17 protein-coding genes are annotated in these 17,537 nt (G+C 76.9%); 6 read left to right on the forward strand and 11 right to left on the reverse strand.

Features of this window, described 5'->3' with window-relative positions; genetic code table 11:
* Positions 1–18: 18 nt before the first annotated feature.
* Positions 19–1,809, reverse strand: a complete 1,791-nt coding sequence (locus PSR1_RS07965) for a DUF294 nucleotidyltransferase-like domain-containing protein (protein WP_059437079.1) — start codon at positions 1,807–1,809, stop codon at positions 19–21.
* Positions 1,810–2,064: 255 nt separating this feature from the next.
* On the opposite strand from PSR1_RS07965, the gene PSR1_RS07970 reads away from it, so the two are divergent.
* The 3 genes from PSR1_RS07970 to PSR1_RS07985 all read left to right on the forward strand — a co-directional run bounded on the left by PSR1_RS07970 (position 2,065) and on the right by PSR1_RS07985 (position 4,934).
* Complete coding sequence (locus PSR1_RS07970; RefSeq protein ID WP_059437080.1) at positions 2,065–2,337, forward strand: hypothetical protein; 273 nt, start codon at positions 2,065–2,067, stop codon at positions 2,335–2,337.
* 29 nt (positions 2,338–2,366) lie between these two features.
* The gene (locus tag PSR1_RS07975; protein ID WP_059437081.1) at positions 2,367–2,702 is read left to right on the forward strand and encodes a hypothetical protein; all 336 of its coding nucleotides are present in this window, start codon (positions 2,367–2,369) and stop codon (positions 2,700–2,702) included.
* 297 nt (positions 2,703–2,999) lie between these two features.
* Positions 3,000–4,934, forward strand: coding sequence for a heavy metal translocating P-type ATPase (locus PSR1_RS07985; protein WP_059437083.1), 1,935 nt, complete (start codon positions 3,000–3,002; stop codon positions 4,932–4,934).
* A gap of 82 nt (positions 4,935–5,016) precedes the next feature.
* Here the strand turns inward: PSR1_RS07985 and PSR1_RS07990 are convergent, their stop codons facing one another.
* From PSR1_RS07990 to PSR1_RS08010, 5 genes are all read right to left on the reverse strand, one after another.
* Entirely contained in the window at positions 5,017–6,837 is a 1,821-nt protein-coding gene (locus PSR1_RS07990; protein ID WP_059437084.1) for a nitrite/sulfite reductase, read from the reverse strand.
* Positions 6,838–6,848: 11 nt separating this feature from the next.
* Positions 6,849–8,195: a uroporphyrinogen-III C-methyltransferase gene (cobA, locus tag PSR1_RS07995; protein WP_059437085.1), complete on the reverse strand. Its 1,347-nt coding sequence runs from the start codon at positions 8,193–8,195 to the stop codon at positions 6,849–6,851.
* On the reverse strand, positions 8,192–8,425 hold the full coding sequence (locus PSR1_RS08000; protein ID WP_059437086.1) for a hypothetical protein: 234 nt from the start codon (positions 8,423–8,425) through the stop codon (positions 8,192–8,194). The genes cobA and PSR1_RS08000 overlap by 4 nt, the downstream gene beginning before the upstream one ends.
* 8 nt (positions 8,426–8,433) lie before the next feature.
* The gene (locus PSR1_RS08005) at positions 8,434–9,771 is read right to left on the reverse strand and encodes a YeiH family protein (protein WP_059437097.1); all 1,338 of its coding nucleotides are present in this window, start codon (positions 9,769–9,771) and stop codon (positions 8,434–8,436) included.
* Between the two features lie 374 nt (positions 9,772–10,145).
* Positions 10,146–11,429 (reverse strand): c-type cytochrome, encoded by a 1,284-nt coding sequence (locus PSR1_RS08010; protein ID WP_059437087.1) that lies wholly within the window; start codon positions 11,427–11,429, stop codon positions 10,146–10,148.
* Positions 11,430–11,556: 127 nt separating this feature from the next.
* Between PSR1_RS08010 and PSR1_RS08015 the strand changes: the two genes are divergently transcribed.
* Positions 11,557–12,216, forward strand: a complete 660-nt coding sequence (locus PSR1_RS08015) for a hypothetical protein (protein WP_059437088.1) — start codon at positions 11,557–11,559, stop codon at positions 12,214–12,216.
* 27 nt (positions 12,217–12,243) lie between these two features.
* Here PSR1_RS08015 and PSR1_RS08020 read toward each other — a convergent pair whose 3' ends face one another.
* Together PSR1_RS08020 and PSR1_RS08025 are read right to left on the reverse strand one after the other, a co-directional pair.
* On the reverse strand, positions 12,244–12,993 hold the full coding sequence (locus tag PSR1_RS08020) for a DUF4384 domain-containing protein (protein WP_059437089.1): 750 nt from the start codon (positions 12,991–12,993) through the stop codon (positions 12,244–12,246).
* Entirely contained in the window at positions 12,990–13,475 is a 486-nt protein-coding gene (locus PSR1_RS08025) for an RNA polymerase sigma factor (protein WP_059437090.1), read from the reverse strand. The genes PSR1_RS08020 and PSR1_RS08025 overlap by 4 nt, the downstream gene beginning before the upstream one ends.
* Before the next feature lie 127 nt (positions 13,476–13,602).
* Between PSR1_RS08025 and PSR1_RS08030 the strand changes: the two genes are divergently transcribed.
* Both PSR1_RS08030 and PSR1_RS08035 read left to right on the forward strand, forming a co-directional pair.
* Positions 13,603–14,169, forward strand: coding sequence for a YceI family protein (locus PSR1_RS08030; RefSeq protein ID WP_059437091.1), 567 nt, complete (start codon positions 13,603–13,605; stop codon positions 14,167–14,169).
* Entirely contained in the window at positions 14,166–14,975 is an 810-nt protein-coding gene (locus tag PSR1_RS08035; RefSeq protein WP_059437092.1) for a Rieske 2Fe-2S domain-containing protein, read from the forward strand. Before PSR1_RS08030 ends, PSR1_RS08035 begins: the two co-directional genes overlap by 4 nt.
* Before the next feature lie 24 nt (positions 14,976–14,999).
* Here the strand turns inward: PSR1_RS08035 and PSR1_RS08040 are convergent, their stop codons facing one another.
* From PSR1_RS08040 to PSR1_RS08050, 3 genes are all read right to left on the reverse strand, one after another.
* Positions 15,000–16,238, reverse strand: coding sequence for a CHRD domain-containing protein (locus PSR1_RS08040; protein ID WP_059437093.1), 1,239 nt, complete (start codon positions 16,236–16,238; stop codon positions 15,000–15,002).
* 93 nt (positions 16,239–16,331) lie between these two features.
* A complete protein-coding gene (locus tag PSR1_RS08045; RefSeq protein WP_059437094.1) occupies positions 16,332–16,760 on the reverse strand; it encodes a thioesterase family protein in 429 nt (142 codons plus the stop codon).
* A 36-nt stretch (positions 16,761–16,796) separates the two neighbouring features.
* Entirely contained in the window at positions 16,797–17,459 is a 663-nt protein-coding gene (locus PSR1_RS08050) for a TetR/AcrR family transcriptional regulator (RefSeq protein WP_059437095.1), read from the reverse strand.
* Positions 17,460–17,537 lie beyond the last annotated feature (78 nt).

The raw sequence follows: 17,537 nt of genomic DNA on the forward strand, positions 1-17,537 counted from the left end.
CGGGGAGGGACCGGCCCCTCACAGCCGGTACCGGAACGCCACCGCGTCCTGCCAGCCGCGGATGGCGCGGAACGCCTCCTTGAGCCGGGTGCGCTCCACCGGCGAGAGCGCCGACAGCGCCACCTCGTCGCCGGGCGGCCTGCCCTCGGCCAGGTGGCGAAGCTGCAGCCGGAGCCGCAGGCCCACCAGGAACCGGTACGCCTCGGCGACGCTCTCGCGCAGCTCCGGGTCCATCCGGCCGGCCCGCTCGGCCGCGGCCAGCCGCTCGAGCGTCCCGCGCTCCGCCACCCCGCTCTCCAGCGCGTAGCAGCGCGCCAGGAACGCCACCGGCGCCAGGCCGTGCTTCTTGAGGTCCACGGTGGAGGACGCGCCGCGCAGGCGCAGCAGCAGCGCGGGCGGCGGGTGGAACCGGACCGCCTGCTCCGCCATGCCCCGCAGGAACAGCGGCAGCTCCGCCGCGCCCGCGACCACCTCCTGCAGCGGCGCCACGTCGAGCGCGCCGGCCGCGCGCCGGAAGTCGAGGAAGACGGCCGCCTCGAGGAGCGCCTGCGGCCGCGGCTCGGCCAGCCAGGTGCGGAAGCGCTCGCGCCACTCCGTCATCGGCCCGTTCCAGCGCGTCGCCATGTAGCCGCCCGGGCAGGCCGGGAAGCCGGCGGTGCGCAGGTCCGCCACCACGCGGTCCGCGAGCGCCTGGTACCACCCGCGCGCCGGGAGCCCCTCGTCGGCGAAGACCAGCGCGTTGTCCTGGTCGGTGAGGAGCGTCTGCTCCATCCGGCCCTCCGAGCCGAGCGCGAGCCACGCCCACGGCGCGGGCGCGGGCCCCAGCTCCGCCTCGGCCCAGCGCACCGCGGTGCGGAGCAGCGTGTCGTTGAGCCGGGCCACGAGCTGCGCGATGACCATCGGGTCGAGCCGCGCCCCGAGCAGGCCCGCCACCATGTCCGACACCTGCGCCGCGTAGCCAGCGAGGCGCTCGCGCGAGGCGAGCCGCTCCACGCGCCGCAGCAGCGCCATCGGCCCGTGCCCGGAGACCCGCATCAGGTCGGTGGAGGTGACCACCCCGGCGATCTCGCCCGCCCGGACCACCGGCAGGTGGTGGAGGCCCGCGTCGAGGAGCGCGAGCCACGCCTGGTACACCGGCGTCGCGGCCTCGACCGTCCGCAGCGGGCCCGAGGCGGCGCTCGCCGCCGGCGCGCTGCCGGGGAGCCCCTCGGCCACCACCCGGTTGCGCAGGTCGCGATCGGTGAGGATCGACGGCGGCTCGGTGCGGAGCAGCACCGACGAGATGCGGTGATCGCGCATGGTCCGCGCGGCCTCGAGCACCGTCGCGCCGCTCTCGACCCAGACCGCCGGCCCGCGCAGCAGGTCGCCGACGGGCACCGCCAGGTCGGGCTGGAACGCGGCCACCGGCGACTGCTCCAGGCTGGAGCGGAGCCGCTGCCCCAGGCCGGCGGAGAAGTGGCCCGCGAAGGCGCGGTCGGCGAGCAGCCGCTCGAAGACCTCCTGCGGCAGCCGCCACGCCGCGAGGTCCTCCTCGACCACCACGTCGAGCGCCGCCGCGCCGGTGAGGAGCGAGGTGAACCCGAAGGTCTCGCCCTCCTCGAGCACCTGCACGCTCTGCCCGTGGCGCTCGAGGCGCACGGTCCCGCCGAGGACGATGAAGAGGTGCCGGAGCGGCTCGCCGCCGGCGCGCGCGATCCAGGTGCCGGCGGGGAACGCGCACGGCTCGAGGTGCGCGACCGCGTCGGCGAACAGCGGCTCGGGCAGCCGGTCGAACGGCGGGATCGCGCGCAGGGCGGCGGCGGGGTCCACGCCGAGACCTTGGCACGGCCGCCGCCGGGGGACAACGGCCGGGCTGCGGCACGGTCGCGCAGGAGCGGATCGCGGGCGATCACGATGTGACGGTCGCGGTCACGCCGCGCGCCGGGCCGCGCGCCCGGCCGCGCCGGATCTCGCGCGGTTTCCGCGGCCGGCGCGCGCGCGGGGTCCGGCACGCGCGCTGCAATCCCGAGATGGCGTCGAATCCACGATGAACACGCGGGCGGGACGCCCGCACCAGGAGAGAACATGCGCACCCGGATCTTCCTCGCCCTCGCCGCCGCCGCGATGCTCGGGGGCTCCGCCCTCGCCGCCGACCTGCCGCCGAACGCCGGCTCGCACGACGACGTGAACTACGGGGAGGCCACGCACGCCACCCTCACCACGAACGGCACCGCCGGCAGCGGCGCCGTCGCCGCGGGCCCGTCCTACGACGACACCCGCTACCCGGCGCAGGCGCCGGCGCGCGAGCGGCCGGCCCGGCCCGAGGCGGCGCGGATGGCCTGCGCCTGCATGCGGTGAACCCCGTCCATCACCTGGAGGAAACGACCATGAAGCTCCGCCACTCGATCCCGCTCGCCGCGGCGCTCGCGCTCGGCGCCGGGGCGGCCCGCGCCGCGCAGACCCCCACCAGCACCGACGAGGCCCGCGAGGCGGTGCGCGCCTCGGTCTCCCGCACCGACCTCACCGCCCGGATGCACGGGCACGCGGTCGAGATGATGAAGGGCAGCGATCACCAGACCGCGTGGGACGCGACCCGCTCCGGCGACGACGGCGAGGCGATGGCCGCCCGCGCCGGGAAGCACGCGGAGGAGATGATGAAGGGGCTCGACCACCAGGCGGCGTGGGACGCGACCGACGCGTGGTGGCGGACCGCGCGCCGCTGAGCGGGGCGTGCCGGCCCCCCGTGTTGAAGCCACGCGCCCGCGCCGCTATGTGCGCAGCGCCGGGAGCTCTCGGCGCGAGGTGAGCGGATGGACGAGCACACGGGGCACCGAGGACACGAGGGGCATCCGGCGGGGCGTCCCGCTCCGCCCCCCCGGCGCGCGCCCGCCGAGCCCGGGTACCCGCGGCATCCGGAGCTCCCGGGCGGCGCGCCGGAGCGCGAGCACCCGGCGGCGCACGCGGACGGGCGGCACGGGGATCACGCGGCCCACGACCGGCACGAGGGACACAGCGTCGGGATGTTCCGGACCCGGTTCTGGGTCGCGCTCGCCCTCACCGTGCCGACGGTCGTCTGGGGTCACATGCTGCCCTCGGCGACCGGCTGGAATGCCCCGGCCTTCCCGGGCTCGCGCTGGATCCCGCCCGTCTTCGGGATCGTGGTCTTCGCGTACGGCGGGACCCCGTTCCTGGCAGGGGCGCTGCGCGAGCTGCGGGCCCGGCTGCCCGGGATGATGACGCTCATCGCGCTCGCGATCGGGGTCGCGTTCGCGTTCAGCGTCGCCGTGACCGCCGGCTATCCGGGGATGCCGCTCTGGGAGGAGCTCTCCACGCTCGTGACGGTCATGCTCCTCGGCCACTGGATCGAGATGCGCTCGATCTCGCAGGCGGGCGGGGCGCTCCGCGAGCTCGCCCGGCTGCTGCCCTCGGCGGCGGTCCGGGTCGTCGACGGCCGCGAGGAGGAGGTCCCGCTCTCGTCGCTGCGCACCGGCGACACCGTCCTGCTCCGCCCCGGCGCGCGGACCCCGGCCGACGGCCGGGTGCGCTCCGGCGAGAGCAGCGTGGACGAGTCGATGATCACCGGCGAGTCGCGGCCGGTGAGGAAGCGCACGGGCGACGCGGTCATCGCGGGGACCGTCAACGGGGCGGGGTCGCTCCGCGTCGAGGTGACCGGGACGGGCGAGCAGACCGCGCTCGCCGGGATCATGCGGCTCGTGGAGGCGGCGCAGACCTCGCGCTCCCGCGCGCAGGCGCTGGCGGACCGGGCGGCGTTCGCGCTGACGCTGATCGCCGTCGCCGCGGCGGTGATCACGGCCGCCGGCTGGGGGCTCGCGGGCGCGCCGGGCGCCTTCGTGGTGGAGCGCGTCGTGACCGTCCTCGTCATCGCGTGCCCGCACGCGCTCGGCCTGGCGATCCCGCTCGTCGTCGCGATCTCGACCACGCTCGGCGCGCGATCCGGGCTGCTCGTGCGGGACCGGCGCGGCCTCGAGGAGGCGCGCCGCCTCACGACGGTGGTGTTCGACAAGACCGGGACGCTGACGCTCGGCGAGCACCGCGTGGTCGGGGTCCGGGCGGAGGGGCTCGGCGAGGCGGCGGCGCTGGCCCTGGCGGCCGCGGTCGAGCGCGACTCCGAGCACCCCGTGGCACGGGCCATCGTGCGCACCGCCCGCGACCGGGGGCTCGCGATCCCGGAGGCGCAGGGGTTCGAGGCCATCCCCGGGCACGGGGTCCGCGCCCGGGTGGACGGACGCGAGCGGTTCGTCGGCGGGCCGAACCTGCTCCGCCGGCTGGACCTGACGCCCGCCGCCGGGCTCGAGGCGTTCACGCGCGAGGCGGCGGGACGGGGCCAGGCGGTCGTGTTCCTCGTGGACCGCGGCACCGCGGCCGCGGCGTTCGCCGTCGCCGACGCGGCCCGCCCCGAGTCGGCGGACGCGGTGCGGCGCCTCCACGCCATGGGCCTGGAGGTCGAGATGCTCACCGGCGACTCGCGCGCGGTCGCAGAGGCGGTCGCACGCGAGCTCGGGATCGACACCGTCCACGCGGAGGTTCTCCCGGACCGGAAGGCCGAGGTGATCGAGGCGCTCCGGCGGGGCGGCAAGCGGGTCGCCATGGTGGGGGACGGCGTGAACGACGCGCCGGCGCTCGTGACGGCCGACGTGGGCGTCGCGGTCGGCGCCGGGACCGACGTCGCGGTCGAGGCGGGCGACGTGGTGCTGGTGCGGAGCGACCCGAGGGACGTCCCCCGCATCGTCGCGCTCAGCCGGGCGACGTACCGCAAGATGATCCAGAACCTCTGGTGGGCGGCGGGCTACAACGTCGTCGCGATCCCGCTCGCGGCAGGCGTGCTCGCGCCCTGGGGCATCGTGCTCGCGCCGGCGGTCGGCGCGGTGCTCATGTCCGTCAGCACCATCGTGGTCGCCGCGAACGCGCAGCTCCTCCGGCGCGCGGAGCTGTGATGGCCCTGGCCGCCGGGGGCGAGCGACCCTCCGCCCGCCCCTCGACGGGCTCGGGGCGAGCGGCAGCCGGGGTCCGGATGCGCTACGCGGCGCGCTCGCCCGCGTCCGCCCCCGGGCGGAAGTCCTCGGTCGCGCCCGGCTCGATGAAGTCCTCGGGCCGGGTGTCCTCGAGCCGCAGGTGCTCGTACTCGGCGAGGACCGCCTTCGCGCGGTCCAGGCTCCGCGCGAAGAACGGCCCGGCGGCCTCGCCGTCGCGGCGCCCGGCGAGGTAGAGCGACGTGAGCCGCGCCAGCGCCTCGGGGACGCGCCGCGCCGGCACCTTGGCGGCGAGCCGGCCGAAGGTGGCGCCGCCCGCGTCCACGTGACCGCCCAGCAGCACGAAGTACTGCGGCACCGCGCGGCCGCCCAGCTTGCGCGCGCTGCCCTGCAGGCCGATGGCGGCGAGGTGGTGCTGGCTGCAGCCGTTCGGGCACCCGGACATGGCGACGGGCAGCGGCGTCGCCGCGGCGCCCGGCACCGCGCGCCGCACCTCGGCCTCGATCAGGCGCGCGAGCGCGCGGGTGCGCGTCACCGCGAGCCGGCACACGTCGGCGCCCGGGCACGCGACCACGTCGGCCGCGGTCCCGGCGCCGTCCCGCCCCAGGCCGGCGGCGGCGAGCCGGGCGTGCAGCGCCGGCACGTCCTCCTCGCGGACCCAGCGGAGGAGCACGTGCCCGCCGCTCGTGAAGCGCACCGCGCCGTCGCCGTAGGCCTCGGCCAGCGCGGCGAGCGCCTCGAGCTGCGCCGCGGTCGCGTCCCCCTGCGCGAGCGACGCGGCGACGATCGCGTACCCGGCCTGTCGCTGCGGGAGCACGTTGGTGGCGCGGAACGCCGCGAGCGCGCCCGGGGCCGGCTCGGTGACGATCCGGAGCGCCGGCGGCTCGCCGGGCCCTCGGAGCGGGGCGCCGCGGATCCGCGCGGCGAGGTCGGCGACGGCCGGCGCGGGCGGGCGCGCGGCGGCGGGCGGGTCCTCGACGGGCGGGCGCTCCGGATCGAACGGCAGCGCCGGGGCCCCCCCGGCCCGCACCTGCTCCAGCGCCTCCAGGACGAGCGCGCGGAACGGCTCGAAGCCGAGCGCGCGGACCAGGAACTTGAGCCGGTTCCGGTGCCGGTTCACGCGATCGCCGCGGGCGTGGAACACCCGGATCACCGCCTCGCCCAGCGCGAGGACGTCCGCGGCAGGCAGGAAGTCCACGAGGAGCGCGCCGGCGGTGCAGAGCGACGAGGTCCCGCCGGCCACCGTCACCGCGAAGCCCCGGACGCCGTCGCGCAGCCGGGCGCGGAAGCCGAGGTCCTGGATGGCGGTCGCGACGTGGTCGGCGGCGCAGCCCTCGAACGCCACCTTGAACTTGCGCGGCAGCGAGTGGCCGAGCGGGTGGCGCAGGAAGTGGCGGGTGAACGCCTCCGCGTACGGCGTCACGTCGAAGACCTCGTCCGGCGAGACGCCGGCGCGCGGGCAGGCGAGCACGTTGCGCACCGTGTTGCCGCACGCGCCCGAGGTGGTGATGCCGGCCTCGGCCAGGCGCCGCAGGGCGGGCTCGAGATCGGCGGGGCGGACGTAGTTGAGCTGGAAGTTCTGGCGCGTGGTCACGTGCCCGAAGCCGCGAGAGCAGCGGGTGGCGACGTCCGCGATGGCGCGCAGCTGCGCGCCGGTCACGGCGCCCTGCGGCAGCTTGATGCGCAGCATGTGGACGCCGTCCTGGCGCTGCCCGTAGACGCCCCTGGGGACGCGGTAGGCGCGCCAGGCCTCGGCGTCGAGCTCGCCGCGCTCGAAGCGGCCCAGCGTGTCGAGGAAGGCGGAGATCTCGGCGTCGTCCGCGAAGGAGGCGCGCTCGCGCGCGGCGGGCGGGGGCGTGGAGGTCACTGGGGATCCTTTCAGGCCGGCCGCGCGTCGGCGCGGGCGGCGGGCTGCGAGGTGGAGAGCGGCGAGCGGAGGGAGAGGGCGGCGACGGCTCCGATGACGAGCGTGCCGGGGAGGTGGGCGCGATCCGGCGGGAGCGCGAGGCAGGCCAGGTCGGCGAGGCGGCCGCGCCAGGTGTGGGCGAGCTCGCCCGACGCGCCCAGGACGAGCGCCGCGGGCGTGTCGGAGGACCAGCCGCGGGCGCGGAGCCGCGCGGCGATGCCGGCGCGCTCGCCCACGCCCATGAGCACCACCAGCGAGAGCGTGCCCGGCGCGAGGCCGTCGAGCACCGGGCCGTAGGAGGCCTCGGCGTGCCCGGCCACCACCGCGAACGCGGCGGACGTCCCGCGGTGGGTCACCGGGATGCCCGCGAGCGCCGGGGCGGCGACGGCGGACGAGACGCCGGGCACCACCTCGAACGGCACGCCCGCCGCGGCGAGCGCCAGCGCCTCCTCGCCGCCGCGGCCGAACACGAACGGATCGCCGCACTTCAGCCGGACCACGCGCTTGCCGGCGCGGGCGGCCCGCACCAGCAGCCGCTCGATGGCGCGCTGCGAGACGCTGGGGCGCCCGGCGCGCTTCCCCACGTGGAAGCGGTGGGCGGAGGGCGCGAGCGCGAGCACCGCGGGATCGACCAGGGCGTCGTACAGGACCACGTCGGCGGTCCGGAGCCGCTCGGCGCCGCGGCGCGTGAGCAGCCCCGCGTCGCCGGGCCCGGCGCCCACCAGCGAGACGAGGCCGGGCGGGGCGGGCGCCTCGGCCGGCTCGCCGTGGAGCGCGTTCAGGGTCCGGAGCAGGTGCCCGCGCCGCGCCGCGAGCGGCACGCGCGCGGCCTTCCAGCCGGGCCGCGCCGCCTCGGCGGCGTCCACCCAGCCGGCCACCTCGGGCGGGAGCAGCGCGTCCAGCGCCTCCCGGAGCAGCCCCGCCAGCGCCGGGGCGCGCCCGCCGGTGGAGATGGCCACCGTGGCGTCCCCGCGCCGGATCACGCCCGCGGTGTAGGCGGTGGCGTGCTCCGGGTCGTCCACCGCGTTCACCAGGATGCGGCGCGCCTCGGCGGCCCGCGCCACGTCGCGGTTCACCTCCGGCGTCGCGGCGGCCACGGCCAGCCAGGCGCCGTCGAGGTCGCCGCCGCGGAACGGTCGCCGGACGAGCTCCGCCGCGAGCCCGGCGACCTCCTCGCGGATCTCCGGGGCGACCACCTTCACGCGGGCGCCGGCCTCGGCGAGCTGTCGGACGCGGAGCGCCGCCATGGCCCCGCCGCCCACCACCACCACCTCGCGGCCGGCGAGCTTCACGAACAGCGGCACGAGCGGCGCGGTCACAGCACCCCCCAGCGGCGGACGTACTCGAGGAAGACGCGGTACTCCCGGTCGGCGAAGCCGAGCGCGCGGAGGCGCCGCTTCGCGTCCTGCGCCTCGACGTCGCTCGACTCGCCCACCAGGCGCCGGCGCCCGGCGTGGACGGTGAACCCGAGCCGGGCGAGCGCGCGGCCCAGCTCGGCGGCGCGGGGCGCCCCGGCGTCCACGGTGATGCGGGTGACGTGGTCGACCATGGCGCGCCTCACCGCACCGCGAGCCAGTAGGCGTCGAAGACGTGGGTGGACAGCCAGTAGCCGAGCGGGACGTTCACGAGCACGCCCACCGCGAACGCCGCGAACGGGCGCCAGCCGAACCGGGTCAGCTCGCGGAAGCGCGTCGTGAAGCCGATGGAGAGGAACGTCCAGGTGAACGCCCAGCCGCGCAGGTTCTTGAGGGGGCCGATCGCCTCCTTCGAGAAGCGCGTGCCGGCCCCGGTGTCCACCGAGGCGAGGATCACGGTCACCACGAGCGACGCCGCCAGGAAGCCGAGGATGAACTTCGGGAAGCGCCGCCAGATCTCGCCGGTCCCGACCTGCTCCGGCGCGCCGGCGCGCTCGCGGTCCCAGCGGGTCACCGACAGGAACGCCACCACCAGCGCCCACACGCCCACGAACATGTCGCGGCCCACGACCTTCATGAGCGTGAACGTCTTCACCGCGCGCTCGTCGCCCAGCGCCGAGGCGGCCGCGAACCCGGCCGCGTCCGCGAACTCGGAGGTGCCGATCCAGGCGCCGGCCACGCCGGGCGCGAGCCCGAGCGCGCGGCAGGCGAACGGCAGCGCGAAGATCATCGCCACCGCCCACAGGATGACCATGGAGATGGCGACCGACACGTGGGACTTCTCCGCCCGGCACGCGCCGCCGATGGCGATGGCGGCGGAAACGCCGCAGATGGAGCCGCCCGCGCCGAGCGTGGCCGCGAAGCGCGGGTCGAGCCCGAAGAGGCGCGTGGCCGCGAGGTGGATGGTGACGAACGTGGTGACCGCGACCAGGGTGGCCTGCGCGATCGCGAGCGGGCCCGCCTCCAGGATGATGGTGAACGGCAGCGTCGCGCCCATCAGCACGATCCCCACCTTCACGTAGAACTCGGTGCGGAGCGCCGACTGGAACCACGCGGGCAGCGTCACCGCGTTCCCGAGCAGCATCCCCACCGCGAGCGCCAGCAGCGGGGTCTCGAGCTGCCACTGCTTCAGCACGGCGTTCGAGCCGAGCGCGGTCACCACGATGGAGAACGCGAACAGGAGCGCGAACCCGGCCGCGTACCGGGCGACGTCCCAGCCGATCACCAGGGACGCGACCGAGAACGCCACCAGGAACGTCCCGAACAGCGCCAGCGGCGCGAGCGGGTTCGCGCCGACCGCGCCGAGGAGCTTGCCGCCGTCGGACCAGGTCGGGAACGAGAGCGCGGTGGCCGAGACGGCGCGCGCGCCGCCCAGGAAGAACGCGGTGGTGACGGCGAGGACCAGCCCGAGCGCGATCAGGATCGCCCAGGTGTCCTCGCGGCGGTGCCAGGGGAGGGCTGCGGTGACGGCCTTCGACATGGAGGTCTCCATCGGGCGCGGTCACGGGCCGCGCCGGGGGTGAGCGGAAACGAGGGGAGAGGGAGGACGCGCTCGCCGGCGCTCAGCCGCGCATTCGCGCGGTGGGCGCCGGCCGGCGACAGGCGCACCGCGCCTGCCGTGCGCGCGCGTCGATCCGGGGAGCGGGGGAGCGCATGGTGACCGCATCTTGGATGACGGACGTGAATCCTGTCAAGCGGACAACGGATGATTGTCCGGTTTGACGGACGGATCGGGTGGAACGGCGCGAGCCCGGCCGTGGAGCCGGGCTCGCGGGAGGGTGCGTACGGGGGGCGGAGCACGCCGCTCGCCCCGAGCCCGTCGAGGGGCGGGCGGAGGTCGCTCGGCTCGAAGGGTCAGAGCGACTTCAGGTACTCCACGAGGTCCTGGCGCTGCGCCGGCGTGAGGCCGAGGCCGAGGTGCTGGTCGTAGTGGTCGACGACGTCGCCGAGCGTCGCGAAGCGGCCGTCGTGGTAGTAGCCGCCCTTCGCGTGGGCCCACAGGCCGCGCAGCGGCGTGGTCCGGTAGCGCCCCTCGGGACCGCGGTTCGCCTGGAAGTCGTCGATCCCGATCTCGGCCGGCGTGTGCAGGTTCCAGCCCGGCTCCGTGAAGATCGGGGGGACGTGGCAGCTCGCGCACTTCGCCGCGCCGGCGAAGAGCGCGCCGCCGCGGGCGGCCGCCGCCGGATCGAAGCTGCCCTCGGGCGGCGTCGGGGCGTCGAGCGAGAGCTGGTAGGCGTGGAGCGCGGGCAGCTTCGGCGTGACGAGGTCGGGCTGGCCCTCGGGCGGGCGCACGTGCCCGAGGCCGTTCCGCGCGGCGATCGGGTACTTCGTCGCGTCGTCGAGGCGCGGGTCGAAGAACGTGCCCTGCCCGTGCATCTCGAGGTTCGCGACGAACGCGTTCCAGTAGGTGACCTGTCCCCAGCCGGTGAACGTGTGGAGGTTCACGCCGGCCAGGCCGAACGCCGGCGGGATGAGGGTGGCCGCGGTCTTGCCGTCCGGCCGGAAGCCCTTCCCGTCGAGGAACACGGTCGCGTCGAACCTGCCCGGCCCCCACGCCCCGAGCACCGAGCGCAGCGCCGGCACGTCCACGCCGAGCAGGTCCGCCACGGGCTGGAGGTTCGGCGACAGGCCCACGATCGCGCCGACGTCCAGGTCGCGGTTGGGCCAGCCGTCGAGCCGGCGGCCCACGCCGGGCGCGAGCGCGTCGTCCACGGTGGAGTGGCAGAGCGCGCAGGTGATGCCGACCGAGCGGAGCGCGCCGTCCTCCACCTTCGCCTTCACGCCCACCACCGCGTCGCGCGCGAGCAGGTCCAGCGTGACGCGCGGGTCCTCCAGGTTCACCTGGCCGGCGCGGAGCGCGTCCACCGTCTCGCGAGGGAGCGCGTCGAGGTCCACCTTCAGGCCGGCGCCGAGCGCCTGGAGCGGGGTGAGCGTCGCGATGGGCTCGTGCAGGCGCAGCACGCCGCTCCAGAACGCCTCGTCGCCGAAGGTGTCGTAGCGGAACACCTGCCGGCCCTCCGCGATGGACGCCTTCGGCCCGCCCCTCGGCGTCGCGAGCGCCGCGGTGGCGAGGGTGAAGACGACGATGGCACCGCCCAGCAGCCAGGCGGCCCTTCCTGCGTTCACGCGTCGAGGCATCTCGCTCCTCCGGTTCCGGTCCAGGCATCCGATGCGCGGGCGCTGCGGCGCGTTTCGGCGGGCTTCATCCGGGCCGTTCGACACGGCGCGTGTCGCACGGGGGCGGCGGCGGGTGTCGGAACCCGGGATGACCGCGAACGCACTGCGTGGAGCCGCCGGGGTGGCGCTCGCCCTGGCGCTGGCCGCCGCCGGGCCGGCGCGCGCCGGGGAGGCCGCGAAGGAGGCCGGGGACGAGAGGCCGCGCGACGCGCCCGCCGAGCCTCGCCCGAACCTCGAGCCGACGCCGCCCGACCTCGACTTCGATCTCCTGGGACGGCCCGCGAAGCAGGCCGATCCGCGCGTCCAGCGCCAGCTCGAGCGGCGCCGCCTGATGCTCAGGCTGCACCCCGCGATCGGCCTCGCCACCTGGGCCGCGCTGGCCGCCACCACGGTGGTCGGCCAGCTCGACTTCGACGACCGCTTCCGCGGCGGGGGCGACACCGGGCGCTACCACGCCTGGCATCGCGGGCTCGCCTACGGCACGAGCGCGCTGTTCCTCTCGACCGCGCTCCTCGGCGTGCTCGCCCCGAAGCCGCTCGCGGAGCCGGTCCGGCTCGACACCGCGCTCCTGCACAAGCTCGCCATGGGCGCGGCCACGGCCGGCATGGTCACGCAGATCGTGCTCGGCATCGTGGCGCGGCGGCGGGCGGGCAGCCTCTCCGAGCGCGACCTGGCGGCGGTGCACCAGGGCGTGGGGTACGCGACGCTCGGCGCGATGACGATCGGGGTGACGGTGCTGCTGTTCTGAGCGGCTGCGCCTGCTCCGCGGCGCCGGTCAGCCGCGCTTCTCGATCAGCACCGAGGTCTGCGCGGAGCCGCGGGGCAGGCCGCTGATGGCGCGGAGCTGGCGCACGGCCTCCTCGCCCTTCTCGAGCTTCTTCGCGGCGGCGTCCTTCAGCGCCGGCCACGGCACCGGCGCCTTGGTGCACACCGCGAAGATGCGCGCCGGGCCGGCCTGCCCGTCGAGGACCGCCGTGGTGGGCAGCACGTGCGGCTCGGCCGGGTGGATGAGCTCCTCGGACGCCTTGTCGCCCTTCGGCGGGTAGAGCCGCGCGATGTTCCCGCTGGGATCGACGGAGAGGATCCACAGGCAGCAGGGCGAGCTGGGGTGCACCTCGAAGCGGAGGGCCGCGGACGCGGGGACGCGCTCGCCGTCGGCCACCGGCGCCGCGCGCGCGGCGTCCTGCACGAACACCGACAGCTCCACCGTGGGCGCCGGGCGCAGGCGCACCAGGAGGAACAGCGCCACCGCGGCGGCCGCGGCGAGCGGGACGGCGAACCGCAGCCAGCGCAGGCGCGGCGCCGCTCGCGGGCCCGGCGCGTCCCACCCCGGCGCGTCCCGCACGGACGCGACCACCGCGTCCACGGTCGCCGGGTACACCTCGCGCGCGAACGCCTCGCCCTGGGCGCGCATCTCCGCGAGCCGCTCCTGGCAGGCCGGGCACGCGGTCACGTGCGCCGCGTCCGCGCCGTCGGGCGCGAGCAGCAGGGCTTCCAGCCTCAGGTCGGACGGGCAGGCCGTCATCCCTCACCTCGGGCCAGGAACTGGCGCGCGGACTCGACGAAGCGGTCGAGGCGACGGCTCACGGTGCGCCGGGAGATCCCGAGCGCCCGCGCCAGTTCCTCGTGCTCCATCCCGTCCACGAACACCCCCACCGCGACAGCCTGCGTCACCTCGTCGAACCGCGACAGCACCCGCTGCGCCACCAGTCGCTGCGGCTCGGCCGCCGCCCCCGCCGCCGCGCGCGCCGGGGCGAGCTCCAGGGACTGCTCCCCGTGACGCCGCGCGTTGCGCAGGAGGTTGAGGCAGTGGTTGGTGGCCACCCGGTAGATCCAGTGGAGCACCGCCTCCGGCTCGGTCGAGGGGGTCCAGTGCCGCAGGAGCTGCACGAACACGTCCTGGGTCGCGTCGCGGGCCAGCTCGCGATCGCGGAGCAGCCGCAGGCAACGTCGGTACACCGCCGGCCCGTAGGTCCGGTAGAGCCGGGCAGCCGCCTGCTCGTCCATCGGCACCGCACGTTCCTAACGACACCCGCGAACCGGCGCGTGGGTCCCGGAGCGGCGGGCCCAACGGGGGTACGCGCACCTCGGGTGCGCGGTGTCCCCGGCGGCGCACGCCGGGTGTCTCGACGGCATGATCGCCGCGCTCGCCGTCTCGATCCTCGCCGCCCTCGCCCCATCGGCCTCGCCCGCTGGGGCGGCCCCGCGCACCTTCGCCGTCGGCCCTGCCAGCACGCTGGGGTACCGGCTCGTTCACAAGTTCCACGAGGTGAACGGGCTGTCCCGCGCGGTGGAGGGGAGGGCGCGGGTGCTGCCGGACGGGACGGTGCAGGTGATGATCCGCGCGCCGCTCGACTCCTTCCACTCGGGGAACTCGAACCGCGACGCGCACATGCTCGAGGTCACCGGCGCGGCGCGGCAGCCGTACGTCGTCTTCAAGGGCGTCGGCCACCTCGACGCGCCGGACCGCTACCCGGCGGACCTGCGGATCGCGCTGCGCGGCGAGCTGACGCTCAAGTCGCCGCGGCCGGTGGAGGTGGCGGCCGCCGTGCACTTCGACGCGCCCGATCGCGCCCGCGTCGAGGCGAGCTTCCCGGTGAGCCTGGACGACCACCAGGTCGAGCGGCCGGAGCTGCTGTTCGTGAAGGTGGACGACCGCGTGGACATCGACGCGCGGCTCGAGCTGGAGGGCGAGCCATGAGCGTCACCCGCCGTCAGTTCCTCTGCCGCGCCCTGGCCGGCGGCGCAGGGGCCGCCGCCGCCGCGGCGCTGCCCGCCTGCGCGCCCGACACCTCGCCCGCCCCGCTGGTGGACGTCCCCGCGCCGGTGAACGGGCGGCTCACGCTCGCGCTGTCGCGCTACCCGGCGCTCGCGCGGCCCGGGGGCGCCGTGCGGGCGCGCGTGCCGGGGCTCGCCGACCCGGTGCTCGTGGTCCACGCGGCCGACGGCACGTTCGCGGCCATGTCGAGCACCTGCACGCACCAGGGCTGCCCGGTGGGCTTCGAGGCCGGCGAGGTGGTCTGCCCGTGCCACGCCTCCACCTTCGACCTGCAGGGCCGCGTCACGCGCCCTCCCGCCGTGCAGGGGCTCACGCCGTACGCCGCGTTCCACGACCCGGCGCTCGACGAGGTGGCGGTGGATCTCGTCGCCGGCGATCCGGGGTTCCCGCGCTGGGACGACGGCGCGGTGGCGTTCCCGCTCGCCGACTTCCCGCAGCTCGCGGCCGCGGGAGGCTCGGTGGTCGGGCGCCCGGGAGGCGCGCCGCGGCCGCTCGCGCTCGTCGTGGTGGCGCTCGCGGGCGGGGCGTACGCCGCGCTCGACGCGATCTGCACGCACCTCGGCTGCACCGTCGGCTGGGATGCGGGGCGCGGGCTGGTGATCTGCCCGTGCCACGACTCGCGCTACGCGCTCGACGGCAGCGTGCAGCAGGGCCCGGCCACGCGCGCGCTCGGGACGTACGACGTCACCGCCGATGCCCTGGCGGTGACGGTGCACGTCCCGGCGTGAGCGCGGCTCGTCGGGCCCGGGGGCTCAGGGGCCCGAGAGCGGCACGACGATGTCCCCGGGGGCGCCGCGCGCGCCCTGGTGGACGTGGGCCGAGGTCGGGCTGGTGAGGCCCGCGGCGATCACGAACCCGCCCACCTCGCCGCCGCCGCCGTCGTCGAGCGCGAGCAGCCCGGCCCCGAGCCCGGCGGAGGTCACCGGCGGCGTCTCCTGCGCGCCGTCCAGCGAGGCGATGCGGATCGGGCCGCCGCGCTCGAGCTGGCCGCGGATCTCGCCGGCCGGGTTCGCGGTGGTGTGCACGTTGTAGTAGAGCCCGCCCGCGTCGAAGGCGGTCCGCTGCTCGGCGGTGAGCGGGTCCGCGTCGTCGCGCACCACCCACAGCCCGGGCCGCCCGAACAGCGGGACGATGACGCCGCCGGAGGCGCCCCGCGCGGCCTGGTGGACGTGCGCGGCGGACTCGGCGGTGAGCTTCCGGGAGATCACGAAGCCGCCCGGCCGGCCGGTCGCGTCGTCCACCACGAGCAGGCCGGCGCCGAAGCCGCCCGAGGTCGTGGCCGGGACCTCCTGCGCGCCGTCGAGCGCGGCGAGGCGCGCGGTGCCGCGGTGGTCGAGCTGGCCGCGGATCTCGCCGCCGGCGTGGGCGGGGGTGTGGACGTTCACGAACAGCGTGCCCGCCTCGAACGCGTCGCGCTGGGCCGCGGTGAGCGGCGCCGCGCCGTCCGGCACCACCCACACCTCGGGGCCGCCGGCCAGCGGGACGATGATCTCGCCCGGCGCGCCGCGCGCCCCGAGGTGCACGTGGGCGGCGTTCGCGGTGGGGACCCCCGAGGTCACCACCAGGCCGCGCATGCGGAGCGTGCCGGGATCGACGGTGAAGGCCGCGGCGCCGAACGCGTTCGTGAGCACCGGCGGCGTCTCCTGCGCGCCGTCCAGCGTGGCGATCCGCAGCGCGCCGCCCAGGTCGAGCTGGCCGCGGAGCTCGCCGCCGGCGTGGGCGGCGGTGTGCGCGTTGTAGAACAGCTCGCCTGCGGTGAACGCGGCCTGCCCGGCGGCGCTCAGCGCCGGCGCGGACTCGGGGACCACCCACAGCGCGGCGGCGCCCGCGTCGCCGCCGCCATCCCCGCCGCCGCCACCTCCCCCGCCGTCGCCGTAGCCGCCGCCCCCTCCGCCGCCTCCGCCTCCGTAACCACCGCCCCCGCAGGCGGCGAGCAGGAGCGAGGCGAGCAGCGCAGCGTGCGACGGCGATCGAAGCAACACGTGTCCCATGGTTCGAGTCCTCCCTGGCGCGAGATCGGCCGCCCGGAGTGACACCGATCCTTCGCGCGGGGTGACGCACCGCCTTGGGGCGGCGGGCGCGGACTAGGGGACGTCGAAGGCGCTGCGGAACGCGTCCGGCACGTGGACCACGCGGCGCGCCGCGTAGTCGAAGAAGACGATGCCGGTCTTGGCCCGGGCGATCTCCTTGCCGCTCGCCGCGTCGGACAGCCGGTAGAGGAGGTCGCAGCCGCGCGACCCCAGGTCCGCGACGGCGACGTCCACGCGCAGCGTCATCCCCCAGGCGCCCTCGGCCCGGTAGACCACGGCCGCGTCCACCATCAGGATGCCCGGCCCGCCCACGTCGAGCTCGGTCCAGCCGTGGCGGGCGAACAGCCGGACGCGCGCCTCGTGCACGAGCGAGAGCACCGCGTCGTTGCCGAGGTGCCCGCCGTAGTTCACGTCGCCGATGCGGACCGGCAGCTCGGTGGAGAAGGCGAAGGTGTCGGGCAGCTCGACGTGGACGCGGGGCAGGGGCGGCTCCTCGGGCGCGGGGCGGCGGCGAGGGTATCACCGCGCCCGCGCGCGGCGCACGGACGGGCGCCCGCCGGTCGCGTTGCCGCGACGCGCCGGGGCCGCGCCCCGGGTGGCGCACGCCGCGACCGCGCCGCGCACGAACGCGACCGCCGTGCGCGCCACGGCGGCAGGCGGGGACCCGCCCTTGAGCTGGCGGATCGCGTCCGCCACGCAGGCGGCCACCAGCCTGGCCACGGCGGGCTCGTCCTGCACGCCCAGCGCGGCGAGCGCGGGCTGCACGAGCGCGTAGACCTGAGCGTGCGTCGCGGCCACGGTGCGGGCCAGCTCGGGTCCAGGCCGGACCGCGCCGCCGCCCAGGGCGGCGCCGACCCGGTGCTTTCCGCCGGCGAACATCTCGAGCTGGACGCGCACGAACGCGCCGAGGCGGTCGAGGGGGGCCGCGTGGCGCTCCAGCTCGGCGCGCACCTCGGCGAGCCACGCAGGCAGCTCGGCCTCGACGAGCGCGGCGAGCAGGTGGTCGCGCGAGGGGAAGTACTCGTACACGCTCGGGCGCGCCAGGCCGGCCAGATCCGCCACGGCCCCGAAGGCGAGCGCGTCGGGCCCCCGCTCGAGCAGGATGGCGCGCGCGGCGTCGAGGAGCCGGGCGCGCCGTGCCGCGCGGTGCTCGCGGACGGTGGGCGCGGAGATGCGGGGCATCGACCGCAGCTTGACTTCCCGACGCACGGTTGGCAACGTTGCCGACGCAATGTCGGCAAAACTCCGTCGCCTCCTGCG

The sequence above is a fragment of the Anaeromyxobacter sp. PSR-1 genome (genome assembly GCF_000964525.1).
GTDB lineage: Bacteria > Myxococcota > Myxococcia > Myxococcales > Anaeromyxobacteraceae > Anaeromyxobacter.

What these genes read in the sequence shown, in the direction of transcription:
- PSR1_RS07970 (WP_059437080.1), top strand. Translation starts at nt 2,065, where the DNA reads ATGCGCACCCGGATCTTCCTCGCCCTCGCCGCCGCCGCGATGCTCGGG.
- PSR1_RS07975 (WP_059437081.1), top strand. Translation starts at nt 2,367, where the DNA reads ATGAAGCTCCGCCACTCGATCCCGCTCGCCGCGGCGCTCGCGCTCGGC.
- PSR1_RS07985 (WP_059437083.1), top strand. Translation starts at nt 3,000, where the DNA reads ATGTTCCGGACCCGGTTCTGGGTCGCGCTCGCCCTCACCGTGCCGACG.
- PSR1_RS08000 (WP_059437086.1), bottom strand. Translation starts at nt 8,425, where the DNA reads ATGGTCGACCACGTCACCCGCATCACCGTGGACGCCGGGGCGCCCCGC.
- PSR1_RS08005 (WP_059437097.1), bottom strand. Translation starts at nt 9,771, where the DNA reads ATGTCGAAGGCCGTCACCGCAGCCCTCCCCTGGCACCGCCGCGAGGAC.
- PSR1_RS08010 (WP_059437087.1), bottom strand. Translation starts at nt 11,429, where the DNA reads ATGCCTCGACGCGTGAACGCAGGAAGGGCCGCCTGGCTGCTGGGCGGT.
- PSR1_RS08015 (WP_059437088.1), top strand. Translation starts at nt 11,557, where the DNA reads ATGACCGCGAACGCACTGCGTGGAGCCGCCGGGGTGGCGCTCGCCCTG.
- PSR1_RS08020 (WP_059437089.1), bottom strand. Translation starts at nt 12,993, where the DNA reads ATGACGGCCTGCCCGTCCGACCTGAGGCTGGAAGCCCTGCTGCTCGCG.
- PSR1_RS08025 (WP_059437090.1), bottom strand. Translation starts at nt 13,475, where the DNA reads ATGGACGAGCAGGCGGCTGCCCGGCTCTACCGGACCTACGGGCCGGCG.
- PSR1_RS08030 (WP_059437091.1), top strand. Translation starts at nt 13,603, where the DNA reads ATGATCGCCGCGCTCGCCGTCTCGATCCTCGCCGCCCTCGCCCCATCG.
- PSR1_RS08035 (WP_059437092.1), top strand. Translation starts at nt 14,166, where the DNA reads ATGAGCGTCACCCGCCGTCAGTTCCTCTGCCGCGCCCTGGCCGGCGGC.
- PSR1_RS08040 (WP_059437093.1), bottom strand. Translation starts at nt 16,238, where the DNA reads ATGGGACACGTGTTGCTTCGATCGCCGTCGCACGCTGCGCTGCTCGCC.
- PSR1_RS08050 (WP_059437095.1), bottom strand. Translation starts at nt 17,459, where the DNA reads ATGCCCCGCATCTCCGCGCCCACCGTCCGCGAGCACCGCGCGGCACGG.